Genomic DNA, 24013 nt, shown 5'->3' on the forward strand with positions numbered 1-24013 from the left:
AAGGAGGACGCCCATGTCGCACGCGATCCAGGCCGAGGGCCTGGTCAAACACTTCGGGGACACCAAGGCGCTGGACGGGGTGGACCTCGAGGTCCCGTTCGGCCAGGTCGTCGGGGTACTCGGGCCGAACGGCGCCGGCAAGACGACCGCCGTCCGGATCCTGGCCACCCTGATGAAACCGGACGCCGGCAGAGCCACCGTCGGCGGCTTCGACGTCGTCACCGACCCCGTGCGGGTCCGCAGCCTGATCGGGCTCACCGGGCAGTACGCGTCGGTGGACGAGGACCTCAACGGCATCGAGAACCTCGTCCTCATCGGACGGTTGTACGGCCACTCCCGCGCCCAGTCCAAGGCCCGCGCCACCGAGCTGATCGAGCGGTTCGAGCTGACCAAGGCGGCCAAGCGGCCGATCCGGACGTACTCGGGCGGCATGCGGCGGCGGCTCGACCTGGCCGCCAGCCTCGTCGGCCGGCCCGAGGTGCTCTACCTCGACGAGCCGACCACCGGCCTCGACCCGCACGCCCGCAACGAGGTCTGGGACGTCGTCCGCACCCTCGTCGCCGAGGGCGCCACGGTGCTGCTGACCACGCAGTACCTGGAAGAGGCCGACCAGCTGGCCGACAAGATCACCGTGTTCGACCACGGCCGCGTCGTCGCCGACGGCCGCGCCGACGAGCTCAAGCGCCGCGTCGGCGGCCAGACGCTGCAGGTCCGGCCGACCCAGCTGTCCGACATGGACGCCGTCAACCGGATCCTCGGCGACCTCTCCGGCGTCCGGCCGACCCGCGACGACACGACCGGCCTGCTCACCGCACCGGTCAACGACCCCGTCCTGCTGTCCACTTTGGTCCGCAAGCTGGACGAAGCCGGGATCACCGCCGACGAGCTGGCGCTGCGGCTGCCCAGCCTCGACGAGGTGTTCCTCGCCCTCACCGGGCACACCGCCGAACAGCCCACTGCGTCCTCTTCGGACAAGACCCTCGAAGGGAGCCTGGCATGACGACGCTGGCGCTCGACCGCCCGGCCCCGCCGCGGCACATCAGCCCCGCCAAGGGCTTCGGCCACGCGCTTTCCCTGGCGTGGCGCGGCATCCTGAAGATCCGCAAGAACCCCGAACAGCTCGCCGACGTCACCCTGATGCCGATCATCTTCCTGGTGATGTTCGTCTACCTGTTCGGCGGCGCGCTGTCCGGCTCGACCGACGCGTACCTGCAGATGGTCGTGCCCGGCATCATCGTGATGAACATCCTGCAGGCGTGCCTCGCGGTCGGCACGAACCTCAACACCGACATCACCAAGGGCGTGTTCGACCGGTTCCGCAGCATGCCGATCGCCCGGTCGGCACCGCTGATCGGCGCGGTGCTGGCGGACATCGTGCGCTACGTCGTCTGCCTGACGGTGCTGATGGTGGTGGCCACGATCATGGGCTACCGCATCGCGACCAGCCCAGCCGAGTTCGCGGTGGCGATCCTGCTCGCGCTCGCGTTCGGGCTGTGCTTCTGCTGGGGCTCGGTGTTCGTCGGCATGGTGATGAAGTCGCCGGGGTCGGCGCAGGCCTTGATGTTCGTCTTCATCATGCCGCTGACGTTCGGCAGCAACGTGTTCGTGCAGACGTCCACGATGCCGGGCTGGCTGCGGGCGTGGGCGGACATCAGCCCGGTCAGCCTGATGGCGAACGCGCTGCGCGGCCTGATGAACGGCGGCGCGGTCGCCGGCCCGCTGGCCGGGGCGCTCGCCTGGATGGCAGGCGCGGTCATCGTGTTCTTCCCGCTGGCGACTTGGGCTTACCGCCGGCGGGTCTGAAAGGCGCGCGACACGGGGGTGACCCGCGCCAGGGGAGGTCGTGAGTGAGGAACAGCGCTGGAGCACTGTTCCTCACTCACGACCGATTTCGTCGAGGAGCCGGGCGATTGTGTCCTTTTTGGACATCGCGCGGGCTTCTTCGTAACGCTCGCCGTAGTCCGGCAGGGCCGCGCGCAGGTCCTCGATCAGCGCCCGCACCTCGGGGCTGCCGAGGTCGAGCCGGCCGCGGACGACGGCGGAGGCCGCGAGCACCCGCGCCGCCTCCTCCGGACGGCCCTGCGCCGCGCGGACCATCGCCAGCAGTTCCACCGAGCCGGCCAGGTCCGGCATGTCGCCGCGGCGGTTCGTCGCTCGCATCGCCACGGCCACATGGGATTCGGCCTCGTCCGCACGGCCTTCGGCCAGCAGGATCCGGGCTTCGAACGCGTGGATGAACTCGTCGCCGATCCCGCCGGGGAACCAGTCGTCGCCGCCGAACGCGGCGACGCGGTCGAGCAGCCTCCGCGCTTCGCCCAGCTCGCCGGTGCGCAGCAGCAGCTCCAGCCGCCCGAACATCAGGATCGCCCGCTGCTGCGGGTTCGTGATGCCTTCGCCGTAGCGCTCGGCCGCCTCCTGGTCGCGCCACGCACCCTCGAAGTCCCCGGTCCGCGCCCGCTCGACGGCCAGCCGCCACCAGTGCTGGACGGCGTCCTCGTGCGAGCGCAGCTCCATCGAGAGCGCCAGGCCCTGCTGGTAGATCTCGATGGCCTCCGCGCTCTTGCCGTCCTGCGACAGCGCGTACCCCTTGAAGCTCAACGTCATCGCGATGCCCCAGCGGTCGCCGACCTCGGCGAACCCGGCGTGGGCCAGGTCGCGCGCCCGGTCCGCGCCCGCCACGTCACCCGCGTCGTCGAGCAGGAAGCTCTCCACCCAGTGGCCGCCCGCCCGGGTCCACGGATCGGGGTGCTGCGCGGCCCGGCGCACTTCGCGCACGGCGACCTCGCGGTCACCGCCGAGGAACGCCAGCATCGGCAGCGCCACCGCGAGGCCGGGGTAGCGGTCGACGGCGTCCGTCCGCACGCACTCGTCGACCAGCCGCAGGATCTCGGCCTGGTCCGAACGCACCGGGATCGCGTCCATGAGGTAGATCAGCGCGCCGTAGGCGGCCGCCGCCGCGGGCGGCAGCCGGTCGCCGAACTCGAGCGTCTCACGCAGCAGCCCGCCGACCCGGCCGCCCTGGCCGAGGATGGTGAAGTACCAGAACATCCCGTCCAGCAACGCGACCGCGTTGTCCACATCGGACATCTCGATCGCGCCGCGCAGGGCCGCGACCATGTTGTCGCTCTCGGCCTCGAACGCATCGATCGCCTTCAGCTGCTCGCCGGTGCGCAGGGTGGGCTCCAGATCCCGCGCGAGGCCGGCGTAGTACGACGCCATGGCCCGGCGCGTCCGGTCGTGCTCGCCCGACTCGACCAGCCGCTCGGTGGCGTACGCGCGCAGCGTCTCCAGCATCCGGTACCGCGGCTCGCCGCGGCCGCCATCGACCGTGTCCACAATGGACTTCTCGACCAGGCTGCCGAGGACGTAGGGGACGTCGGCGGCGGGCAGCAGCTCGTCCGCGCAGACGGCTTCGATCGGTTCCAGCTCGGCGCCGCCGGCGAACACCGCGAGCCGCCGGGCCAGCACCAGCTCGGCCTCGGTCAGCAGGTCCCAGCTCCACTCGACAACCGCGCGCAGGGTCCGCTGCCGCGGCAGCGCCGTGCGGCTGCCCGAGGTCAGCAGCCGGAACCGGTCGCCGAGCCGCCCGGCGATCTGCGCCACGGTCATCGACCGCAACCGCGCCGCGGCCAGCTCCAGCGCGAGCGGCATCCCGTCGAGCCGGCGGCAGATCTCGCCCACGTGGTCCACAGTGGACTCGTCGAGGACGAAGTCGGGGCGGACGGCGGCCGCGCGGTCGAGGAACAGCCGGGCCGAGTCGAGCTCGGCCGCCTCCGCGGGCGCGGCGCGCTCGGCGGGCACCGGCAACGGGCCGAGCGGGCAGAGCGCTTCCCCGGTGATCGCGAGGGGCTCGCGGCTGGTGGCCAGGATCCGCAGCCGCGGCGCCCGCTGCAGCAGTTCGTCGGCCAGCCGGGCGGCGGCGTCGACGACGTGCTCGCAGTTGTCCAGCACCAGCAGCGCTTCGGCGCCGCCGAGCACTTCGAGGGCCTGCTCGACGGGGTCGAGCGGGCGGCGGATCTCGGTGTCGGTGCTGCGGATGTCCCGGACCTCCAGCGCGCCGAGCAGTGCGCCGCCGAGGTCGTCGGGGTCGCGCACGCCCGCCAGTGCGGCGAACCAGACCCGGCCTTGCTGGTGCGCCGGGTGCCGCGACGCCGTTTCGGTGGCCAGCCGCGTCTTGCCCGCCCCGCCGGGCCCGGTCAGGGTGACCAGCCGGGCGCCGCCGAGCAGCTCGGCCAGCAGCTTGAGCTCGTCGTCGCGGCCGACGAACGTGGTGAGCCGGGTCGGCAGCCGGTCGGTCACCGGCGACCGCGGCGCGAACTCGCCGCGCAGCGCGGCCAGGTGGATTTCCTGCAGCTCGGCCGACGGGTCGACGCCGAGCTGGTCGGCCAGGGTGCGGCGGATTTCCGAGTAGACGCCCAGCGCCTCCGACTGCCGGCCGGCCGCGCAGAGCGCCCGGATCCGCAGCCCGGCCAGCCGCTCGCGCAGCGGGTCGGCGTCGGCCGCGGCGGTCAGGTCGGCGAGGACGCCGGCGTGCTCGCCCAGCCGGATCAGGGCGTCGAAGCGGTCTTCGGCCGCTTCGGCCCGCAGGTCGGTGAGCCGGCGGGCGGGAGCCGCCGCGAACGGCGCGTCGAGGACGTCGGCGAGCGCACCGCCCTGCCAGAGCGCGAGGGCGTCGGCGAGCAGCTCGGCCGCGTGGGCGTCCCGGCCCGCGGCCAGCTCGCGGCGGCCGTCGGCGGCGAGCCGTTCGAAGCGCTCGGCGTCGACGTCTTCGCGCCCGATCGCCAGCCGGTAGCCGCCCGGCCCGGATTCGACCGCCACGGGCAGCGCTTTCCGCAGCCGCGAGACCAGGGACTGCAGGGCGTTGGCCGCGTCGGCGGGCGGTTCGCCGCCCCAGAGGCCATCGACGAGCGCGTCGGCCGGGACCGCGCGCCCGGCGTCCAGCGCGAGCCGGGCCAGGAGCATGCGGAGGCGGGCGCCACCGATGTCGATCGGCGTGCCGTCGTCGTTCACCGCTCTCAGCGGGCCCAGCAGCGCAACGCGCATGCGTCCAGCTTTCCAGACGACACCCCCATCGCGGGGCGGGCCGACGTAAGTGCTGATTATCCCGACAAAAAAGGCAAATCACGCGGAGGCATGCACTCGCGGCGATACGTTGCGGGCGAGGTCCATCCGATACGGACAGGAGCGTTCATGAGGGGACAGAAACCGGCCGTGGTCGCGGCCGCCGTGGTCGCCAGCCTCTGCCTCGGCACCGGCGTCGCCGCGGCGGGCGACGGCTGGGGCCCGGCGCGGCCAGGCAGCGACGGCGCCGGGGACAGCTACTACCCGCAGGACGGCAACGGCGGCTACGACGTCGCCGACTACAACCTCAAGGTCGGCTACGACCCCGCGTCGCACCAGCTCACCGGGAACCAGGACATCGCCGCGCGGGCGACCCAGTCGCTCAGCTCGTTCAACCTGGACCTGCACGGCCTGACCGTCGACTCGGTGAAGGTCGACGGCCGGAGCGCGACGTTCGCCCGCACCGGCGACCACGAGCTCGTCATCACGCCGGCGCGCGCCCTGCGGCGAGGCCAGAACTTCCAGGTCAAGATCGCCTACCACGGTGTCCCGGCGCCGATCAGCGACCCGGCGCTCGGCAACAACGGCTGGCAGTACGCCCAGGCGGGCGGCGCGTTCGTCGCCGGCGAGCCGAAGTCGGCGACCACCTGGTACCCGGTCAACGACACCCCGCTCGACAAGGCCACGTTCCACCTCGCGATCACCGTGCCCGACGAGTGGGGCGTGATCGCGAACGGCCGCGAGAAGCCGTCGATCAAGACGCCGGCCGGCACCACGCACGTCTGGGCCGAGGAAACGCCGATCGTGCCGTACATGACGACGGTCGCGATCGACAAGTGGACCTTCGACCGGCAGAAGCGCAAGGACGGGACGCCGATCGTCAGCGCGTACGCCCCCGGCGTCCCCGACTCGACGAAGCAGGCCGAAGCGCGGCTGCCGGAGATCCTCGACTTCCTCGAGTCGAAGTTCGGCAAGTACCCGATCGACGCGGCGGGCGGCATCTTCCTCAACGAGCAGATCGGTTTCTCGCTGGAGACGATGAGCCGGCCGATCTACTCCGCGGGCTGGGCCGGCACGGTCCCGACGATCGTCCACGAGAACGCCCACCAGTGGTACGGCGACTCGGTGGCCGTGTCGCACTGGCGGGACGTCTGCCTCAACGAGTGCTTCGCCTCCTACGCCACGTGGCTGTGGGACGAGGCCAAGGAAGGCGTCGACCTGAACAAGCAGTACGCCGACGACGTCAAGAAGGCGTCGGCGACGTTCTGGAACGGCAAGCTGTACGACATGGGCGCCGGCAAGGAGTTCACGTACGTGTACTCGAAGGGCCCGATGATGCTGCACGCGCTGCGCAACTACGTCGGGCAGGCGGCCTTCGACCGGGTGCTGAAGACCTGGCCGGCGCTGCACCGCGACGGGAACGCGAGCATGCAGGAGTTCCAGCGGTACACCGAGCTCGTCGCGCACAAGAACCTGCAGGGGTTCTTCGACGCGTGGGTGTACGGCGCCGGCAAGCCCGCCGACCAGTACCTCTTCCCGGGTGGGCTGAAGCCCGCCGCTTGATCCCGTGGTTCGTGAAGGCCACCCTGCGGTCGTAGGGTGGCCTTCACGGCGTTGCGGGGAGGTTCGATGGCCAAGGTGCTGATGACGGGGTTCGCGCCGTTCGGCGGCGAGCGGGTGAACCCGTCCTGGCAAGCGGTTTCGCTGCTCGGCGCGCGCCGGGACGACATCGCGGCCGTCGAGCTGCCGTGCGAGTTCACCGCTTCACTGCCCGCGCTGCGCGCTGCCGTCGAAGAGCACCGGCCGTCGCTGGTGGTGTGCGTCGGCCAGGCGGGCGGCCGGCTCGAGGTGACCCCGGAGCGCGTCGCGATCAACCTGGTCGACGCCCGCATCCCGGACAACGCGGGCGAGCAGCCGGTGGACGTCCCGGTGGTCCCGGACGGCCCGGCGGCGTACTTCACGACGCTCCCGGTGAAGGCGTGCGTGGCGGCGATCCGCGCGGCGGGCGTGCCGGCTTCGGTGTCCCACACCGCGGGGACGTACGTGTGCAACCAGGTCTTCTACGGGCTGATGCACCTGCTGGCGGAGTTCCCGGGGGTGCGCGGCGGGTTCGTGCACGTCCCGTTCAGCCCGGAGCAGGTCGCGGCCTCCGGCACGGCCGCGCCGTCGCTGGGGGTGGACCGGATCGCCGACGCGCTGGAAGCGTTGGCGGACACGGCGTTGACGACGGCGGAGGACATCGCGGTCACCGCGGGCGCGGAACATTGATCATCCTCGTGATCTGACGCACACCACCTCCGAATCCCCCTGTCGGGCGACCGAACGGTGTTTACATGTCCGGACGCCTGCCCGGAAGAAGAGGTGACGATGATCGGGTTCGAGACCGACCTGCAGGATCTGCGCGACTCCGCCCGCGCTGTGGCCGGCGCCGCCGACGCCGCGGAAGCCGCGTCGAACGGCCTGCGCGGGACCGACGTGCCGGTTTCCCCGGACGGCGGCGGCTTCTTCGGCGGCATCACCGGAATGCTGCCCGTGCGGAACGCCTTCGGCCGGTCGCTCGGGATGCCGGCGGTCGCCAAGGCCTACGACGACCACCTGGCGAAGATCCAGAAGCTGGTCGCGCAGCTGCACCAGACCACCGCGGACACCAGCCACGCGCTGATGCGGGTCGCGGAGCTGTACGAAAAGGCCGACGAGGACTCGAAGCAACGCGTCAACCGCGCGGCCGCGGGCCTGGAAGCGAACTGAGGGAACGATGGACGGCTACTTCGACACCGGCCTCGACGCCGAACCGATGTCCAGCGGCGACGACCGCCGCGCGGAGCTCCTCGAAGGGGTCTCCGCGGACCTGCTGGACGGCGCGAACGCCGCGCTGGACGCCATCGACGTGCTGCGGACGACCGACTTCCTGCTGTTCGGCTTCGACAACTCCAACGAGAACGTCCGGAAGATGCAGGACGAGATCGCCGGGGTCTACCGCGAGTTCTCCGACGCCGACATCGACCACGAGTCGGCCAGCGGCCTGCAGCACCTGATCATGGGCCACGACGCCGTCTGGAAGGAGCTGCAGCGCGACTCGAAGCCGAAGCTCGACGACGCCCGGCAGTTCCTCGAGGTGTGGCGCGGCTCGGCGGCGAACGCCGTCAAGGCCTACCTCAACGATCTCGCCGACACCTTCACCCAGGTCGAAACCAAGATCACGGTGCTGGAAAGCGACCTGGTCGCGGCGCGCGAGGCCATCGCGTCGGCCCGGGAGGACCTGAACAGCCTCGGCACCACGTTCAAGCAGACGGCCGAGGACTACAAGAAGGAACAGGACCGCAAGCGCGCGTCGGCGGGGTCGAAGGTGCTCGCGGCGACGTTCGCGGGCGCGGTCACCGGGCTGCTCGCCGTGGCCACCGGCGGAGCGGGCGCCGCCGCGGGCGCGTCGATCTTCACGGCGGCCAACGGCGCGCTGGTCGCCGGCAACGCCGCGGGTGGCGCGATCACCGCGATGGTGGCCAACCAGGCCGAGATCAAGGGCGACAACGCCATGGACCTGTACAGCAGCTTCATGGACAGCGCGGGCAAGATCCGCGACGCGGCCGGCGAAGCGGCCCAGACGCTCGCGGACCGCATCGGCGACGAAGCCGTCGACCTGCCGAAGATCCCCGACGCGCCGGACGTCAGCCCGGGGTCGAGCTTCGACCCGTCGAACTTCGAAACCGACCACACTTCGCGACAGACCGAGAAGAACGTGCGCGACGCGAACGTCGACATCGCGCCCGACGGGCAGGTGTCGAGCGGCGCCACGCACGCCGGGAGGCTGGATGGTTGACCGCGAGGGCCTGCTCGCCGAGCTGTCCGCGCTGTCGGCGACCGCGACTTCCGCCGACGGCGCCGTTTCGCTGGCCGTCAACACCGACGGCGTGCTGACGCAGTTGCAGTTCACCGACGCCGTGTCGGGGATGGCGCCGGCCGAGATCGCGGACGTCGTGCTGCGGACGTACGTCGACGCGCAGCGGGAGTCGGCGAAGCGGACCGCGCAACTGCTGGCGCAGGTCGGCACCGGCGGCTACCTGATGGACCGGCTGCGCTGGCGGGCGCAGTTCGAGCCGGCGCCGCCCCCGGCTCCGGCTCCTGTTCCCGCTGCTGCTGCTTCGCCGTCGCAGGACGACGTCGTGCTGAAGGACCGGTCTTCGGACGCCCCGCCCACCGCGCCACCGGCCGGGCCGGTCGGGGACGACGACTGGTACGGCAAGGGCATGCGGCTCGACAAGGCCTGGTGAGTTGATCAGCCCTGGCTGACGAGCACGACAACGGTGACGACGACGGTGACGGCGGAGAGCACCACCAGCGCGACGAGCCACGGATTGATACCCCGGCGCTTCGCCGGCGCCGGCGGGTACCGGACCGCTTGCGGTTGCTGCCACGGCTGGGGCCGCGGCGGCGCCACGGGCGGGCGGACCGGCGCGAAGGCGGGCACGGTGAGGTCGGAGGTGCTGCCCAGCGGAACGTGGTGCAGCCCGAAGGCGACGGCCGTCTCGGGCTGGTCCTGCGTGGTCGGCGTGACGCCGAGCTGGCGCGCGAGCAGCGTGGCCAGCAGCGGCATCCGGCTCGGGCCGCCGACGAGGTAGACCCCGGCGAGCTGCGCGGGGCTCAGCCCGGCGCGGCGGATCGTCGCGCCGAGCAGTTCGGCGCTGCGGAGCAGGCTGGGCCGCACCAGCGCTTCGAGCTCGTCGCGGCTGACCAGGACGTCCCCGAACGGCTCGGGCATCGGCACGTGGGTCTGCGTGTGGCGGGAAAGGCTTTCCTTGGCGTCCCGGACGTCCTGCAGCAGCGCGCGCCGGGTGCGGCGGTCCGCGGTGGACTGCGGGCGGAGGAGCCGTTGCCACTGCTCGGGATCGGCGTGCGAGACCGAGCGTCCGATGTGGACGAGCAGCGCCTGGTCGATGTCGAGGCTGCCGAGGTCGGGCAGGCCGTCCTCGGCGAGCACGGCGAAGCCCTGCTGCGACACGCCGACGACGGCGCAGTCGAAGGTGCCGGCGCCGAGGTCGTAGACGCCGATGGGCCCGGCGAGCCGGTGGCCGATGCTGGCGTAGTGCGCGGCGGCGGCGACCGGTTCCGGGATCAGCCGGACGTCGCCGAGCCCGGCTTTGGCGGCGGCGGTGCGAACGGCGTCCTGCCGGGTGGCGCCCCAGCCGGCGGGGTGCGAGATCCGCGTCTGCCCGGCCGGGCGGCCGAGCTGCCGTTCGGCCTCCTCGCCGATCCGCCGCAGGACGGCGGCGAAGGCATCGGTGACGTGGACTTCCGTGCCACCGAGATCGAGGGTGCCCTCGTCGATGCGGCGCTTGGGGTTGGGTTCGAAGCGGCTGGGGTCGAGCCGCGCCCGCCGTTCGGCGTCCTGGCCGACGACCAGGAGGCCGTCGTCGTTGACGAAGACGGCGGAGGACATCGTGACGGACCCGTCGACCTCGAGGGCCCGCGGGCCACGCCCGAAGGCGGAGAGGACCCCGACGGTGCTGGAGGTCCCGAAGTCGATCGACAGCACGTCCACGCGGATTCCCCTCCCAAGGTCCGCGGGCATCGTCTCATGCGCCCCGAACGCCGAAGGGCGGCTCCCCTGCCGGGGAACCGCCCTCCTGACGAACTGCTTCAGCCGATCACTCGCCTTCGGCTTCGCCCTGCTCCTCGTGGCCCGCGCCGATGCTGACCGGCGGCGCGTCCGGGACCGACGACGGCTTGCGCTCACCACGGAAGGTGAACCGGGCCTGGTCGTCCTTGTCCTCGGGGTTGCCGCTCCAGCCCTCGACGTCGACCAGGATGATCTGGCCGGGCTCGACCTCGCCGAAGAGGATCTTCTCCGACAGCTGGTCCTCGATCTCGCGCTGGATCGTGCGGCGCAGCGGCCGGGCACCGAGCACGGGGTCGAAGCCGCGCTTGGCCAGCAGCGACTTGGCCTTCGCCGTCAGCTCCAGCTCCATGTCCTTGGCCTTGAGCTGCGTCTCGACGCGGCCGATCATCAGGTCGACCATCATGATGATCTGTTCCTGCGTCAGCTGGTGGAACACGATGATGTCATCGATCCGGTTCAGGAACTCCGGGCGGAAATGCTTCTTCATTTCCTCGTTGACCTTCTGCTTCATCTTCTCGTACCGGGTGCCGGTGTCGTTGGACCCGGCGAACCCGAGCGAGACGGACTTCGAGATGTCCGACGTGCCCAGGTTGGACGTGAAGATGAGGACCGTGTTCTTGAAGTCGACCGTGCGGCCCTGACCGTCGGTCAGGCGGCCGTCCTCCAGCACCTGCAGGAGCGTGTTGTAGATCTCCTGGTGGGCCTTCTCGATCTCGTCGAACAGGACCACCGAGAACGGCTTGCGACGCACCTTCTCCGTCAGCTGGCCGCCCTCTTCGTAGCCCACGTAGCCCGGAGGGGCACCGAAGAGCCGCGAAGCGGTGTAGCGGTCGTGGAACTCACCCATGTCGATCTGGATGAGCGCGTCGTCCTCGCCGAACAGGAACGAGGCCAGCGCCTTGGACAGCTCGGTCTTACCGACACCGGACGGGCCGGCGAAGATGAACGAGCCCGACGGGCGCTTCGGGTCCTTCAGACCGGCACGCGTACGGCGGATCGCCTGCGAGACGGCCTTGACCGCGTCCTCCTGGCCGATGATGCGCTTGTGGAGCTCTTCCTCCATGCGCAGCAGCCGGGTGGTCTCCTCCTCGGTCAGCTTGAACACCGGGATGCCGGTCCAGTTGGCCAGCACCTCCGCGATCTGCTCGTCGTCGACCTCGGCGACGACGTCGAGGTCGCCGTCCTTCCACTGCTTCTCCCGCTCGCCCTTCTGGCCGAGGAGGGTCTTCTCCTCGTCACGCAGGCGGGCGGCCCGCTCGAAGTCCTGCGCGTCGATCGCGGACTCCTTGTCGCGGCGGACGTTCGCGATCTTCTCGTCGAACTCGCGCAGGTCCGGCGGCGCGGTCATGCGGCGGATGCGCATCCGGGCGCCGGCCTCGTCGATCAGGTCGATCGCCTTGTCCGGGAGGAACCGGTCGTTGATGTACCGGTCCGCCAGGGTCGCGGCGGCGACCAGCGCCGAGTCGGTGATCGAGACGCGGTGGTGCGCCTCGTACCGGTCGCGCAGGCCCTTGAGGATCTCGATCGTGTGCTCCAGCGAGGGCTCGCCGACCTGGATCGGCTGGAACCGGCGCTCGAGGGCGGCGTCCTTCTCGATGTACTTGCGGTACTCCTCGAGCGTGGTCGCGCCGATCGTCTGCAGCTCACCGCGGGCGAGCATCGGCTTCAGGATCGAAGCCGCGTCGATCGCGCCCTCGGCGGCACCCGCCCCGACCAGCGTGTGCAGCTCGTCGATGAACAGGATGATGTCGCCGCGGGTCTTGATCTCCTTGAGCACCTTCTTCAGGCGCTCTTCGAAGTCACCGCGGTAGCGGGAGCCGGCGACCAGGGAGCCCAGGTCCAGCGTGTAGAGCTGCTTGTCCTTGAGCGTCTCGGGCACCTCGCCCTTGACGATGCTCTGCGCGAGGCCCTCGACGACGGCGGTCTTGCCGACGCCGGGCTCGCCGATGAGCACCGGGTTGTTCTTGGTCCGGCGGGACAGCACCTGCATGACCCGCTCGATCTCCTTGCCGCGCCCGATGACCGGGTCGAGCTTGCCCTCGCGGGCCAGCACGGTCATGTTGCGGCCGAACTGGTCGAGCACCAGCGACGAGGACGGGGTGCCCTCGCCACGGCCGCCGGAGCCGGTCTCGGTCGACTCCTTGCCCTGGTAGCCCGAGAGCAGCTGCAGCACCTGCTGGCGGACCCGGTTGAGGTCCGCACCCAGCTTGACCAGGACCTGCGCGGCGACGCCCTCGCCCTCGCGGATCAGGCCCAGCAGGATGTGCTCGGTGCCGATGTAGTTGTGGCCGAGCTGCAGCGCTTCGCGCAGCGACAGCTCCAGCACCTTCTTGGCCCGCGGCGTGAAGGGGATGTGCCCGCTCGGGGCCTGCTGGCCCTGGCCGATGATCTCCTCGACCTGCTGGCGGACGCCCTCAAGCGCGATACCCAGCGACTCCAGCGCCTTGGCGGCGACACCCTCACCCTCGTGGATCAGACCCAGGAGGATGTGCTCGGTGCCGATGTAGTTGTGGTTGAGCATCCTGGCCTCTTCTTGAGCCAGGACGACCACCCGCCTCGCGCGGTCGGTGAACCTCTCAAACATGTGCACTCCCTCGACTGCTGCGCCGGCGGCCCGTTTCCATCGTGCTTTCACCGCGATGGATTCAGCACCGTGAGACCACTCTAGTAGCCAAGTGGTCGCGCTGGCGTACCACTGGGGCTCTTCGTGGCCTTTTCCGCACCCGGACGTGGGGTCTTCCGGGTGCTTCCATCTTCAGGTTGCCCTGCACCTTTACGTCAACCCCAACGTGCGGGGGGCCACCCGGATTCCGCCGTTCGCGCGGTGTCCGCTCACCGCGAACAGTCCGCAAGCTGGAAGTGCCGGTTTCGAGCGCCACCCGATTGGCGCAGTACGGTGGACCCTGTAAGGTTAGGCACGCCTAATCCGTTCCGGCTGCCGAGGAGGGCCGCGACCTGAGCCAGCAGCGGTCCTTCCGTGACGCACGCGAGGTCGGAGACGGCCTCGCGTCGTCGCTCCTGCGGGTCTCCGGCCTGCAGGAACGCACCGAGCTGCGCCGGGACGTCCCGGCGGGCTGGATCCGCTGCTCGGAGCTGCTGGAGACGCCCGCGTACTTCGACGAGTGGCGCGCGCTCCTCGGCGACTGGCTGCTGCGCGAGCACTCCTCGGCACCGCCTCGCACGACGGCGAGCTGGGTGATGACGTGGTACCTGCACGTCCCGGCGTACGTGGGGGCGCTGCTGCTGCACCACGAGCGGCGGGTGCCGTCGCTGAAGCCGGCGGAGCTGGCGTTCCGGCTGGCGGACGACCGCCCCCACCCGGACGGCATGGCGCTGCTGGGTGACGCGTTCCACTGCCTGCCGACGGACCCGGGCTCGGCCCGCCCGGAGGCGACGGTGGTCCGCGACGAGCGGGCGCTGGCGGCGGTCCTGCGAGCCCGCTACCTGGCCCACGCGGCCGAGTTCGTCCGGGCGTACGCCCCGGCGGCCGGGCTCGGCCGCCGCATGCTCTGGGCCGCGGCGACCGACGCACTGGAGAACTCACTGTGGTGGGCGGGCCGCCAGGGCGGAACACCGGAGGCGGAGGGCGCGGGCGTCGCCGACGCGGCGTTGGTCCTGGACGCGCGGTACCCACCGCTGACGTCGGCGTCGACGCTGCGCCTGACCGAGGGCCCGGAGGGCCACCGCGAGTGGTCCCGGCGCCGCGAGAGCTGCTGCTTTTCGTACTTGCTACCGGCCGAGTCGGAGTGCGACGGCTGCCCGCGCACCTGCGCCCGGTAGCCCCAGGCCCCCACAGACAGCCCCGCCCATCCCTGGGGGGCGTCCCCGTCCCAGTCTATCGGCGCCCCCCGGCAAAACCGGCCGATCGCCATCCCGAGCGCCGAAGCTGTCCACATCCGGGCGCCCCTGTGGACAACAGTCACCGCGTGCCGTCGAGGATCACGTGGATGTCGCCGGTGGCGGGGGCGGTGATGGGCTTCGCGCAGGTAGCGGCAGGCGATGGCGAGGCGAACCCAGCGCAAGACCAGCACCGCCTGCCGATACGCGGTCTGCGCCCGTGTTCCCGCGGCGGATGCCGAACTGAACAACCCCGTCGGGGCACCCGGGTCACCGCGTCCAGGCCGGATCCCGCCCCGAAGCCCCCAGCGCTCGCTCCAGCGGCGAGGCCGAAGCCACCTCCACCGCCGGCCCGTACACCCCCATCGACCGCGCCTGGTCGCCCATGGCCACCGCGGACTCGTACACCGCCGAAGCCGCCTCGGGCGCGCACCGCAGTTCCTGGCCGCCCGCCCGGGCCAGGTCCCAGCCGTGCAGGACGAACTCCCCCAGCACCATGGCACCGACCACCGGCGCCGGAAGCGGCGAGGAGCCCAGGGCCGTCGTGCCTTCCCACGCCGCCGGGCTCTCGAAGACGTCCACCAGCGTCTCCGTCTGCTTCTCCAGCGCCGCGAGCCAGTCCCCGGTCACCAGCCCCGCCGAAGCCTCCGCGGAAGCCGGCACCGGCGGGTCCTCGCGGCGCCCGGCGGCGAGCAGCAACGGCCCCCAGTACAAGAGGTGGTTGAGCAGCCCGCGGACGTCGTAGCCCGCGCACGGCGTCGGGGCGGACAGGTCGTCCGCCGCGTGGGCGACCCGGAGGAACTCGGCCGCGGCGGGCCGGATGAGCGAGGCGTTCATCCCCCGATCCCAGCCGGGAACGGCCGGGCCGTCTTGAAGGAACGCGACAGCTACCGTTGGCCCGTGAGCGAGCACCGGATCCCGCGCGGCATCGTGGCCGAGGCCACCGCGCGCACGATGTTCACGCTGACCCGGTACGCACCGGCGCCCGAACTGGCGGAATTCGTCGAATACCACTGGGTGCTGCACTGGGACCTGCGCGGCAAACCGGCCCACGACCAGCGCGTACTGCCGAACCTCGCGGTGCACGTCACGTTCTTCCCCGGCGCGTCCGGCGTCCACGGCCCGGCGCACGACGTCTTTTCCCACCGCCTCGAAGGCCGCGTCCAAGGCTTGGGCGTGCGTTTCCGGCCCGGGTGCTTCCGCGCGTTCCTCGGTGGCCCGGTGAGTGACATCGCCGACCGCGCTGTCCCGCTCGTGGACGTTTTCGGCCGTAAGGCGATCGAAGCCGCGGAATCGGTGCAGAACGCGGCGGACGACGCGCAAATGGTCCGCGCGATCGACAACTTGCTGATCGCAAATCCCGTCGAGCTCTCGCCCGCCGCGCGACGGGCCGCCGAGGCCGTGGAATCAATCGCGCGGGACCCGGGAATTACCCGGGTGGCGCAACTGTGCGCGGATACTGGACTAACCACCCGGTCCGTACAGCGGTTGTTCGCCGAACACGTCGGGTGCACCCCCAAGTGGGCGATCCGGATATACCGCCTCAACGACGCCGCGCAGCGGATCACCACCGAAGGTGAGCCGGATTACGCCGGACTGGCGGTTCGGCTGGGCTATAGCGACCAGTCGCACTTCATCCGCGATTTCCGCGCGGTGACGGGCCTGCCTCCCGCGGAGTACGCCCGTGCGGCGCGGGCGGACCGCGAACGGGCGCCGGAGGACGACCGGACATGAAGAAAGCCGCCGGGCGAATTCGCCCGGCGGCTTCGGCCGCATCCCGCTTCGAGGAGATTCCGGCCGGCCCGGTGACCTGCGTACACCCGGGCCGGCGGAAGGGACCTCAGTTCTTCTTGTGGTAGGCGTCGACGACCTCGGACGGGATCCGGCCCCGGTCCGAAACCGCGTAACCGTTCTTGCGCGCCCAAGCCCGAATGGCCTGGTTCTGCTCGCGGTCGACGGCGGCCGGGCGGGACGGGCCCTTGCCCGCGACCGGACGCACCGAAGCGCGCTTGCGCCCACCCGCACGACGGGCGTGCTCGACGTACTGGGCGAGCGCGTCCCGCAGCTCCTCGGCGTTTTCCGAAGAGAGGTCGATCTGGTAGCTGACGCCGTCCAATCCGAACTCGACGGTCTCTTCCGCCTCGCTGCCGTCCAGGTCGTCGACCAGCGAGACGAGCACCTTCTGTGCCATCGATTCCTCCTGCGGGGACTTGCGCAATGATCTGGTTACGGGGCGAGCCCCGGACAGAAGACTTTGTCTAGAACATTAGTACCCGCTTCTGGAGGGCAGCGCAAATCTCATATGGATAACCGACACGGCCGGGTTATTCGGGTCGCACGAGCGGGAAGAGGATCGTCTCCCGGATACCGAGACCGGTCAGCGCCATCAGGAGCCGGTCGATCCCCATTCCGACACCGCCGCTGGGCGGCATTCCGTACTCCAGGGCACGGAGGAAATCCTCGTCGAGCCGCATGGCTTCGCTATCGCCCTGCGCGGCCAGCCGGGACTGTTCGGTGAGCCGTTCCCGTTCGACGACCGGATCGACCAGCTCGGAGTATCCGGTGGCGAGTTCGAATCCGCGCACGTAGAGGTCCCACTTCTCGGCGACGCCCGGCCGCGAGCGGTGCTGCCTCGTCAATGGCGACGTCTCCAGCGGAAAATCACGCACAAACGTCGGGGCGTGCAGGTGATCTCCGACGAGGTGTTCCCACAGTTCCTCGACGAGCTTCCCGTGCCCGAGCTTCGGATCCACTTCCAGGCCCCTGGCCTGCGCGAATCCGTGCAGTTTGGCGGCCGGCGTCTCCGGCGTCACCTCTTCGCCGAGGGAATCGGACAACGACTCGTACATTCCGAGGGTGGTCCATTCGCCGGAGAGGTCGTACTCCGAACCGTCGGGCAGGGTGACGACCTGGGTGTCCAGCACCGTCTGCGCCGCCTCCTGGATCAGCTCCCGCGTCATCACCGCATTGGTGTCGTACGTGGCGTACGCCTCGTAGTACTCGAGCATCGCGAACTCCGGCGAGTGCGAAGAGTCGCTGCCCTCGTTCCGGAAGTTGCGGTTGATCTCGAAGACCTTTTCGATGCCGCCGACGACGCAGCGCTTGAGGTAGAGCTCCGGCGCGATCCGCAGGAACAGCTCCATGTCGAACGCGTTCGAGTGCGTGACGAACGGGCGGGCCGCGGCGCCGCCGTGCAGCGTCTGCAGCATCGGCGTCTCGACCTCGGTGAACCCGCGGCGGTGGAACGACTCCCGCAGCGACCGGACCACGCCGGCGCGCGTGCGCACGACGTCCCGCGCGCGCGGGCGCATGATGAGGTCGACGTAGCGCTGGCGGATCCGCGTCTCCTCGGCCAGGTCCTTGAAGGCGTTGGGCAGCGGGCGCAGCGCCTTCGACGTGATGCGCCACGAGTCGGCCATCACGGACAGCTCGCCGCGCTTGGAAGTGATGACCTCACCCTGCACGAAGACGTGGTCGCCGAGGTCGACGTCGGACTTCCACGCCGCCAGCGCGTCCTCGCCGACCTTCGCCAGGCTGATCATGGCCTGCAGCTCGGTGCCGTCGCCCTCGCGGAGGCTCGCGAAGCACAGCTTGCCGGTGTTGCGCAGGAACATGACCCGGCCGGTGACACCGACGGTCTCGCCGGTGGCGGTGTCGACGGGCAGCCCCTCGTGCGCAGCCCGCACCTCGGCGAGCGAGTGCGTCCGGGGTACCTCGACCGGGTAGGGATCGATACCCTCGGCGAGGATCCGGTCGCGCTTCTCCCGGCGCACCCGCATCTGCTCGGGCAGTTCGTCTTCGGCGGGCACGCTGGTGGAAGCGGGGTTTTCGGTCATGGCCCATAGGGTACGAACCCGGCTGCGCGCTACGCCAACCGGATTACCTTTCCTTTCCGTCCATTAACCTGAGCTCGTGAGTGATCCCGCCCGCGCCCGCCGGGCCGCTTCGTTCGGCAGCCGGGCCGCCGCGTACGCCGAGCACCGGCCCGGCTACCCGCGGGAAGCGATCGAATGGGGCCTTTCGGGCGCTCGCGAGACACCCCGGCGCGCACTCGACCTGGGCGCCGGAACGGGCAAGCTCACCCTCGGCCTGACCGAACTGGGACTCGACGTCACCGCGGTCGAACCCGACCCGGAAATGCGCGCCGAACTGGGGCGAGTGGTGCCGTCGGCGACGTCGCTGGCGGGCCGCGCGGAACGGATCCCGTTGCCCGACGCGGACGTCGACGCGGTTTTCGTCGGCCAGGCGTTCCATTGGTTCGACGTGCCGGCGGCGATGACGGAGATCGCGCGCGTGCTGCGCCCCGGCGGCGTGCTGGTGCCGATGTGGAACTACGAAGACGAATCGGTGCCGTGGGTGGCGAAGTTCACCGAACTGGGCCGCGAGGGCGCCCGCCGCCCGGTGGCCACGGACGATTTGCGGGACGTCACCCACCCGGAGTTCGCACCGTTCGAAAGCGACCTGTTTCGCCATGTGCAACGGCGCACGGCGGAGAGCCTGCTGGAAACGATCGCGACGTATTCGTTGGTGATCGTGTCGGCACCGGAGGAGTCGTCGGCGCTACTGGCGAGGCTGCGCGAGTTCCTGACGTCGAATCCGGCGACGGCGAGGGGCGAGTTCGACCTGCCGTTGATCACGTGGGGACTGCGCGCCCGGCGCCGGTGAGACATTTTTTGTCACGGCTGGATTGACCCGCCCCGAGGGCCGGGAATTGCCCGCATCACCCGGCCTCGACCGCGCCGGGCCCGACGCCGGAGCCGCGCTGGCGGTGGTGGCCGTCGGCGACATCCTCGAACGACGCCGATTGGCCGAACTCACCGCGGGAAGTACGGCCGCAGCGTCGCCGCGGTGATCCGGTCGAGGACCCGGTCCGGCAGCACGCGCACCAACCGCGTCAACAACGCCGCGTCCCGCCCGATCGAGTAGCGCGTTCGCGGACGGCGCGCCGTAGCCGCGTCGGCCACGATGCGCCCGGCCTTCTCCGCGGGCATGCCCGCCCCGGTGAACCGCAACGAATGCACGACCACCGCCTCGACGAGCCCGCCGTACCGCCGCTGCTGCTCCGCGCTCATCTCCGAAGCGAGGCCGGTCGCCGTGGCCGCACCCCGCGAGCCCATCTCGGTCCGCACCGCGCCCGGCTCGACCACGACCACGTCCACCCCGTGCGGGGCGAGTTCCCGGCGGAGCGCGTCGCTGACCGCCTCGAGCGCGAACTTCGTGCCCGCATACGGCCCGTACGTCGCCATCGCGACCTTCCCGCCCACCGAGCTGATGTTCACGACGCGCCCGCCGCTGGAATGCAGGAACGGCAACAGCGCCTGCGTCACGGCGACCTGCCCGAACAGGTTCACGTCGAACAGCCGCCGCCACTCGTCGAGCGGCAAGGTCTCGACCGGCGCGTTGACCGAAATGCCCGCGTTGTTGATCAGAGCGCGCAAGGGAAGCTCCGAAGCGGACACTCGCGAAGCAAGTGAAGCGACGTCCGAAGGCCGCGTGATGTCCAGGATCACCGGCGAAATTCCCTCGGCCCGGATGGCGGCGGCGTCGGCTTCACGGCGGACACCCGCCAGGACGTGGTAGCCGCGAACGGCGAGCGCGCGGGCGGTCGCCAAGCCCAGTCCCGTCGAAGCGCCGGTGACGACCATCAATTCATGTGACGCTGTCATACGAACCACTGTCCAGAACTCATGTGACAATGTCAACCATGGCGACCCGAGCGGAAAGCGCGGCAGCGACCCGGACCGCCCTCGTGCGCGCCGCGGCGGAGCTCCTCGACGAGGGCGGTCCTGATGCCGTGACGCTCCGCGCAGTGGGCGCCCGGGCCGGCGTCTCGCGCGGCGCGCCGTACGGGCACTTCGAGGACAAGGCGCACCTGCTGACCCAGCTCGCCGTCGACGCCTGGAACTCCCTGGCCGACGACGTCGAACACCTGCGCGCCGAGCGGGACGCCACCCCGGGCGAGACGCTCGAACGAGCGCTGCTGAAGCTCATCGAGCTCGGCCGGCGGCAACCGCACCGCTACGCGCTGATGTTCAGCACCCCGGCCGACGCCCCGGACGCCGTCGCCGCCGCGAGCCGAGTGGAGAACCAGTACCTCGACGCCGTCGCCGATGTGGTCGGGGAAGCCGACGCCCGCCGCTACGGCGCCCTGCTCATGTCGAGCGCGCACGGGATCGCCGGGCTCGAACTCACCGGCCACCTGGCCGAGGAGAAGTGGGGCGTCGACGGCGAAGAACTCGTGCGCACGCTCGTCGGCGCGATCACGCGCTAAGCCCGGATGTTGCGCTCGTAGACCAGCCGGAGCCCCAGCAGCGTCAGGTCCGGGACGTGGTCGGTGATCGTCTCCGACTCGCTGATCACCAGCGGCGCCAGGCCGCCGGTCGCCAGCACCGCGACCGGTTCCGTCCCGCTCGGCGACAGCTCGCGGACGATCCGCCGCACCAGCCCGTCCACCTGCCCGGCGAACCCGTACAGGATCCCCGACTGCAGGCACTCCACGGTGTTCTTCCCGATCACCGACCGCGGCGGGACGAGCTCGACCTTCCGCAGCGCCGCCGCGCGCAACGCGAGCGCGTCCACCGAGATCTCGATCCCCGGGGCGAACGCGCCGCCGAGGAACTCGCCGCGCGCCGAGATCGCGTCCACGTTGGTCGACGTGCCGAAGTCGACCACCACGCACGCCGTGCCGCTGTGGAGGTGGTGCGCGGCCAGCGTGTTCGCCAGCCGGTCCGCGCCCACCTCCTTCGGGTTGTCCACCAGCAGCGCCACTCCCGTGCGGACGCCCGGCTCGACCACGATCTTCGGAACGTCGGCGTAGTACCGCGAAAGCATCACCCGCAGTTCGCGCAGCACCGCCGGCACCGTCGACAAAGCACTGATGCCCGTCACCGAATCCGCGTGCGGGCCCAGCAGGCCGCGCACCGTCAACGCCAGCTCGTCGGCCGTGATGCGCGCGTCCGTCCGCATGCGCCAGTCGCCGGCCAGCGAGTGGCCGGACCAGAGCCCCAGGACGATGTTCGTGTTGCCGACGTCGACGGTGAGCAGCAAGCGGGTCAGCTTTCCGCGTGCAGCAAGGCGTCGAGGCGGCGGGCGTCGGCCGTCTCGGCGACCGGGAACACCGCCGTCTCCTCTTCCGGCGGCAGCGTCACCGTGCCCGACAGCAGCCCCGACCCCTCCGGGGCGTAGCCCGGGTCGGCGTGCCGGTGGAGGATCCGGTTGTCGGCGTCGACGAACACCACGCGGGGTTCGTACGTCGCGGCTTCGGCGTCGTCCATCTGCCCGTAGGAGATGAGGATGACCAGGTCGCCCGGGTGCACCAGGTGCGCCGCGGCGCCGTTGATGCCGAGCACGCCGCTTCCGCGCTCGCCCTTGATGACGTAGGTCTCCAGCCGCGCCCCGTTGGTGACGTCCACAATGGACACCTGTTCCCCCGGCAGCAGGTCCGCGGCCTCCATCAGGTCCTCGTCGACCGTGACGGAGCCGACGTAGTGCAGGTCGGCCTGGGTCACGGTGACGCGGTGGATCTTCGACTTGAGCATGGTGCGGTACATAGTGGACTCCTATTCCCCTGCGTCCCGCTCCGGCTGCACCGGATGGTCTACCGACGCGCCGAGCAACACCGGAACGTTGTCGATCAGCCGGGTACTCCCCACCCGGGCCGCGATCAACAGTCGTGCTTCACCATCGACGGGCGCGGGCCCGAGGTCGGTTCCCCTCAACTCCAGGTAATCCACCTCGACCGCGGGCCGCGCGGCGAGGGTCTTCCACGCGGCCTCGAGGACCGCCTCCGCACCGTCGCGCCCGACGAACGCCCCCGCGGTGAGGGCGGCCGACAGGACGACGGCGTCTTCGCGCTGTTCAGGCGTCAGGTAGACGTTGCGCGACGACAGCGCCAGCCCGTCGCGCTCCCGCACGGTCGGCACGCCGATGACGTGCGTGTCGATGTTCAGGTCGCGCACCATCCGCTTGATCAGGACCAGCTGCTGGTAGTCCTTCTCGCCGAAGAGGGCGTAGTCGGGGCGAAGCAGGTTGAACAGCTTCGCCACCACCGTCAGCACGCCGGCGAAGTGACCGGGCCGCGCGGCGCCCTCGAGCTCGTCGCCGAGCGGGCCCGGGTGCACGGTCACGACCGCGCCCTCGCCGTAGAGGGCGTCCGCGCTCGGCGTGAACGCGATCTCGACGCCGTCCTCGCTCAGCACGGCCAGGTCGGCCTCCAGCGGGCGCGGATAGGCCTCGAAGTCTTCGCCCGCGCCGAACTGCAGCGGGTTGACGAAGATCGAGGTGGCCACGACGTTGTTCGGCAGCCGCTTCGCGCGGCGGATCAGCTCGCGGTGGCCGGCGTGCAGCGCACCCATGGTCGGCACGAGCGCCAGCTTGCGGCCGACGCCGTGCAGGGCCCGGCTGACCTGGCTCATCTGCTCCGGCGACGCGAACGTGTTCAACGTGCCGCGGCTGAATTTCGGTGTGGTCACTGGTCTTGGTGCCCTTCGGCGGGATCGTCGAGGAGTTCGGTGAGGTCTTTGGCGGCCGCGGTGTCCAGCAGCCCGGCAGCCGACGAACGCGCCACCGTGCGCCTGGCCAGCGCGCGATAGGCCGGCTCCACCTCCGGCGCCCGGTCCGCCAGCACCGCGAGGTGCTTGCGGACGGTGCCGAGATCGCCACGCGCGACCGGCCCGGTGAGGGCGCGGTCGCCGTGTCGCAGCACATTATCCAACGCCGCCGAAAGCAGTGGTGCCACCAGGCGCTCGGAATGCCCGATTCCCGCTTCCCGCAAGACTTCCGCGCAGTCGGCGACCAGCGTCATCAGGTGGTTCGCGCCGTGGGTCAACGCAGCGTGGTAGAGCGCTCGCGCGGAGTCGGGGATGCGCACCGGCTCGGCACCCATCTCGACCGCGAGCGCCTCGCCGACGTTCCAGGCCGCTTCGTCGTCGGCCGCCGCCGTGACGCCGATGCTGCACGCCGCCAGCCGCTCGAGGTCCTCTTCGCGGCCGGTGAACGTCATCACCGGGTGCAGCGCGAGCGCCAGCGCCCCGGCCTCGGCCGCGGGGGCGAGCACGTCGATGCCCTGCGCGCCGGAGGTGTGCACGACGATCTGGCCGGGCCGCAGCGACTCGGTCGCGACGAGCCCGCGGACCATGCCGGCCAGCGCGTCGTCGGGGAGGGCGAGCAGCACCAGGTCCGCCCGGCGGACGGTTTCGTCGGGCGGCAGCAGGGGCACGTCGGGGAGGAGGCGTTCGGCACGGGCCAGCGACGCGGCGGACAGCCCCGACGCGGCGACCACGGTGTGTCCCGCCCGGGCCAGCGCGGCACCGAGCACACTGCCCACCCGGCCGGCGGAGACGACGCCGACCGCCAGGCGAGCGGGCCTCATCATGGCGTGCGCCTGTGGACGCTCATGGTTGGCAGACTCCCTCTGCTCTCGTTCCAGTCCCTTTCCGGGTACCGGACGAACGGCGCGAGACTAACTCGATTAAGCGTGCAGGGTTCAGTCCGGGTGACAAG

Annotated in this window: 21 protein-coding genes and 1 pseudogene; 11 read left to right on the plus strand and 11 right to left on the minus strand. The window is 71.0% G+C overall.

All coding sequences use genetic code 11. The annotated features are described in order from the left end of the window. Positions 1-13: 13 nt before the first annotated feature. Positions 14-1000: an ATP-binding cassette domain-containing protein gene (locus ACWEVP_RS25685; protein WP_452065107.1), complete on the plus strand. Its 987-nt coding sequence runs from the start codon at positions 14-16 to the stop codon at positions 998-1000. Next, entirely contained in the window at positions 997-1803 is an 807-nt protein-coding gene (locus tag ACWEVP_RS25690; protein WP_364465163.1) for an ABC transporter permease, read from the plus strand. Before ACWEVP_RS25685 ends, ACWEVP_RS25690 begins: the two co-directional genes overlap by 4 nt. Positions 1804-1875: 72 nt before the next feature. On the opposite strand, the gene ACWEVP_RS25695 is transcribed toward ACWEVP_RS25690, so the two are convergent. After that, entirely contained in the window at positions 1876-5043 is a 3168-nt protein-coding gene (locus tag ACWEVP_RS25695) for a BTAD domain-containing putative transcriptional regulator (protein WP_452065108.1), read from the minus strand. A gap of 147 nt (positions 5044-5190) precedes the next feature. On the opposite strand from ACWEVP_RS25695, the gene ACWEVP_RS25700 reads away from it, so the two are divergent. The 5 genes from ACWEVP_RS25700 to ACWEVP_RS25720 all read left to right on the plus strand — a co-directional run bounded on the left by ACWEVP_RS25700 (position 5191) and on the right by ACWEVP_RS25720 (position 9329). After that, positions 5191-6624, plus strand: coding sequence for a M1 family metallopeptidase (locus ACWEVP_RS25700; RefSeq protein WP_452065109.1), 1434 nt, complete (start codon positions 5191-5193; stop codon positions 6622-6624). Between the two features lie 66 nt (positions 6625-6690). Next, the gene (gene pcp, locus ACWEVP_RS25705) at positions 6691-7329 is read left to right on the plus strand and encodes a pyroglutamyl-peptidase I (protein ID WP_452065110.1); all 639 of its coding nucleotides are present in this window, start codon (positions 6691-6693) and stop codon (positions 7327-7329) included. A 99-nt stretch (positions 7330-7428) separates the two neighbouring features. Next, positions 7429-7809, plus strand: a complete 381-nt coding sequence (locus tag ACWEVP_RS25710) for a hypothetical protein (protein ID WP_452065111.1) — start codon at positions 7429-7431, stop codon at positions 7807-7809. Positions 7810-7816: 7 nt separating this feature from the next. Next, a complete protein-coding gene (locus ACWEVP_RS25715; RefSeq protein ID WP_452065112.1) occupies positions 7817-8878 on the plus strand; it encodes a hypothetical protein in 1062 nt (353 codons plus the stop codon). Next, positions 8871-9329, plus strand: coding sequence for a YbaB/EbfC family nucleoid-associated protein (locus ACWEVP_RS25720; RefSeq protein ID WP_452065113.1), 459 nt, complete (start codon positions 8871-8873; stop codon positions 9327-9329). The genes ACWEVP_RS25715 and ACWEVP_RS25720 overlap by 8 nt, the downstream gene beginning before the upstream one ends. Before the next feature lie 17 nt (positions 9330-9346). Here the strand turns inward: ACWEVP_RS25720 and ACWEVP_RS25725 are convergent. Beyond that, positions 9347-10597, minus strand: a pseudogene (locus tag ACWEVP_RS25725) (Hsp70 family protein); the annotation flags it as partial. A gap of 106 nt (positions 10598-10703) precedes the next feature. Beyond that, positions 10704-13259 (minus strand): ATP-dependent Clp protease ATP-binding subunit, encoded by a 2556-nt coding sequence (locus ACWEVP_RS25730; protein ID WP_452065114.1) that lies wholly within the window; start codon positions 13257-13259, stop codon positions 10704-10706. 371 nt (positions 13260-13630) lie between these two features. Between ACWEVP_RS25730 and ACWEVP_RS25735 the strand changes: the two genes are divergently transcribed. After that, positions 13631-14455, plus strand: a complete 825-nt coding sequence (locus ACWEVP_RS25735; RefSeq protein ID WP_452065267.1) for a (2Fe-2S)-binding protein — start codon at positions 13631-13633, stop codon at positions 14453-14455. A gap of 327 nt (positions 14456-14782) precedes the next feature. Here the strand turns inward: ACWEVP_RS25735 and ACWEVP_RS25740 are convergent, their stop codons facing one another. Further along, entirely contained in the window at positions 14783-15349 is a 567-nt protein-coding gene (locus ACWEVP_RS25740) for a TIGR03086 family metal-binding protein (protein WP_452065115.1), read from the minus strand. Between the two features lie 63 nt (positions 15350-15412). On the opposite strand from ACWEVP_RS25740, the gene ACWEVP_RS25745 reads away from it, so the two are divergent. After that, positions 15413-16246: an AraC family transcriptional regulator gene (locus tag ACWEVP_RS25745; RefSeq protein ID WP_452065116.1), complete on the plus strand. Its 834-nt coding sequence runs from the start codon at positions 15413-15415 to the stop codon at positions 16244-16246. A 106-nt stretch (positions 16247-16352) separates the two neighbouring features. Here ACWEVP_RS25745 and ACWEVP_RS25750 read toward each other — a convergent pair whose 3' ends face one another. Continuing rightward, positions 16353-16703, minus strand: a complete 351-nt coding sequence (locus ACWEVP_RS25750) for a histone-like nucleoid-structuring protein Lsr2 (protein ID WP_086674451.1) — start codon at positions 16701-16703, stop codon at positions 16353-16355. A gap of 133 nt (positions 16704-16836) precedes the next feature. Further along, positions 16837-18348, minus strand: coding sequence for a lysine--tRNA ligase (gene lysS / locus ACWEVP_RS25755; protein WP_452065117.1), 1512 nt, complete (start codon positions 18346-18348; stop codon positions 16837-16839). Positions 18349-18424: 76 nt separating this feature from the next. On the opposite strand from lysS, the gene ACWEVP_RS25760 reads away from it, so the two are divergent. Then, a complete protein-coding gene (locus ACWEVP_RS25760) occupies positions 18425-19177 on the plus strand; it encodes a class I SAM-dependent methyltransferase (protein ID WP_452065118.1) in 753 nt (250 codons plus the stop codon). A 149-nt stretch (positions 19178-19326) separates the two neighbouring features. Here ACWEVP_RS25760 and ACWEVP_RS25765 read toward each other — a convergent pair whose 3' ends face one another. Continuing rightward, positions 19327-20178 carry an SDR family oxidoreductase gene (locus ACWEVP_RS25765; protein ID WP_452065119.1) on the minus strand — a complete coding sequence of 284 codons (852 nt, stop codon included), beginning with the start codon at positions 20176-20178 and terminating at the stop codon, positions 19327-19329. A gap of 38 nt (positions 20179-20216) precedes the next feature. Between ACWEVP_RS25765 and ACWEVP_RS25770 the strand changes: the two genes are divergently transcribed. Continuing rightward, complete coding sequence (locus ACWEVP_RS25770) at positions 20217-20783, plus strand: TetR/AcrR family transcriptional regulator (protein WP_452065120.1); 567 nt, start codon at positions 20217-20219, stop codon at positions 20781-20783. Here ACWEVP_RS25770 and ACWEVP_RS25775 read toward each other — a convergent pair. The 4 genes from ACWEVP_RS25775 to ACWEVP_RS25790 are packed head-to-tail and all read right to left on the minus strand — an operon-like array spanning position 20780 to position 23939. Beyond that, complete coding sequence (locus tag ACWEVP_RS25775) at positions 20780-21559, minus strand: type III pantothenate kinase (protein ID WP_452065121.1); 780 nt, start codon at positions 21557-21559, stop codon at positions 20780-20782. The two genes, ACWEVP_RS25770 and ACWEVP_RS25775, sit on opposite strands and share 4 nt — an antisense overlap. Before the next feature lie 5 nt (positions 21560-21564). After that, entirely contained in the window at positions 21565-22062 is a 498-nt protein-coding gene (panD, locus tag ACWEVP_RS25780) for an aspartate 1-decarboxylase (RefSeq protein ID WP_452065122.1), read from the minus strand. A 9-nt stretch (positions 22063-22071) separates the two neighbouring features. After that, a complete protein-coding gene (panC, locus tag ACWEVP_RS25785) occupies positions 22072-22983 on the minus strand; it encodes a pantoate--beta-alanine ligase (RefSeq protein WP_452065123.1) in 912 nt (303 codons plus the stop codon). Further along, positions 22980-23939, minus strand: a complete 960-nt coding sequence (locus tag ACWEVP_RS25790; protein WP_452065268.1) for a Rossmann-like and DUF2520 domain-containing protein — start codon at positions 23937-23939, stop codon at positions 22980-22982. Before ACWEVP_RS25790 ends, panC begins: the two co-directional genes overlap by 4 nt. Positions 23940-24013: the final 74 nt, after the last annotated feature.

It is taken from the genome of Amycolatopsis sp. NPDC003865, assembly GCF_053605345.1.

What these genes read in the sequence shown, in the direction of transcription:
- ACWEVP_RS25685 (WP_452065107.1), top strand. Translation starts at nt 14, where the DNA reads ATGTCGCACGCGATCCAGGCCGAGGGCCTGGTCAAACACTTCGGGGAC.
- ACWEVP_RS25690 (WP_364465163.1), top strand. Translation starts at nt 997, where the DNA reads ATGACGACGCTGGCGCTCGACCGCCCGGCCCCGCCGCGGCACATCAGC.
- ACWEVP_RS25695 (WP_452065108.1), bottom strand. Translation starts at nt 5,043, where the DNA reads ATGCGCGTTGCGCTGCTGGGCCCGCTGAGAGCGGTGAACGACGACGGC.
- ACWEVP_RS25700 (WP_452065109.1), top strand. Translation starts at nt 5,191, where the DNA reads ATGAGGGGACAGAAACCGGCCGTGGTCGCGGCCGCCGTGGTCGCCAGC.
- pcp (WP_452065110.1), top strand. Translation starts at nt 6,691, where the DNA reads ATGGCCAAGGTGCTGATGACGGGGTTCGCGCCGTTCGGCGGCGAGCGG.
- ACWEVP_RS25710 (WP_452065111.1), top strand. Translation starts at nt 7,429, where the DNA reads ATGATCGGGTTCGAGACCGACCTGCAGGATCTGCGCGACTCCGCCCGC.
- ACWEVP_RS25715 (WP_452065112.1), top strand. Translation starts at nt 7,817, where the DNA reads ATGGACGGCTACTTCGACACCGGCCTCGACGCCGAACCGATGTCCAGC.
- ACWEVP_RS25720 (WP_452065113.1), top strand. Translation starts at nt 8,871, where the DNA reads ATGGTTGACCGCGAGGGCCTGCTCGCCGAGCTGTCCGCGCTGTCGGCG.
- ACWEVP_RS25730 (WP_452065114.1), bottom strand. Translation starts at nt 13,259, where the DNA reads ATGTTTGAGAGGTTCACCGACCGCGCGAGGCGGGTGGTCGTCCTGGCT.
- ACWEVP_RS25740 (WP_452065115.1), bottom strand. Translation starts at nt 15,349, where the DNA reads ATGAACGCCTCGCTCATCCGGCCCGCCGCGGCCGAGTTCCTCCGGGTC.
- ACWEVP_RS25750 (WP_086674451.1), bottom strand. Translation starts at nt 16,703, where the DNA reads ATGGCACAGAAGGTGCTCGTCTCGCTGGTCGACGACCTGGACGGCAGC.
- lysS (WP_452065117.1), bottom strand. Translation starts at nt 18,348, where the DNA reads ATGACCGAAAACCCCGCTTCCACCAGCGTGCCCGCCGAAGACGAACTG.
- ACWEVP_RS25765 (WP_452065119.1), bottom strand. Translation starts at nt 20,178, where the DNA reads ATGACAGCGTCACATGAATTGATGGTCGTCACCGGCGCTTCGACGGGA.
- ACWEVP_RS25770 (WP_452065120.1), top strand. Translation starts at nt 20,217, where the DNA reads ATGGCGACCCGAGCGGAAAGCGCGGCAGCGACCCGGACCGCCCTCGTG.
- panD (WP_452065122.1), bottom strand. Translation starts at nt 22,062, where the DNA reads ATGTACCGCACCATGCTCAAGTCGAAGATCCACCGCGTCACCGTGACC.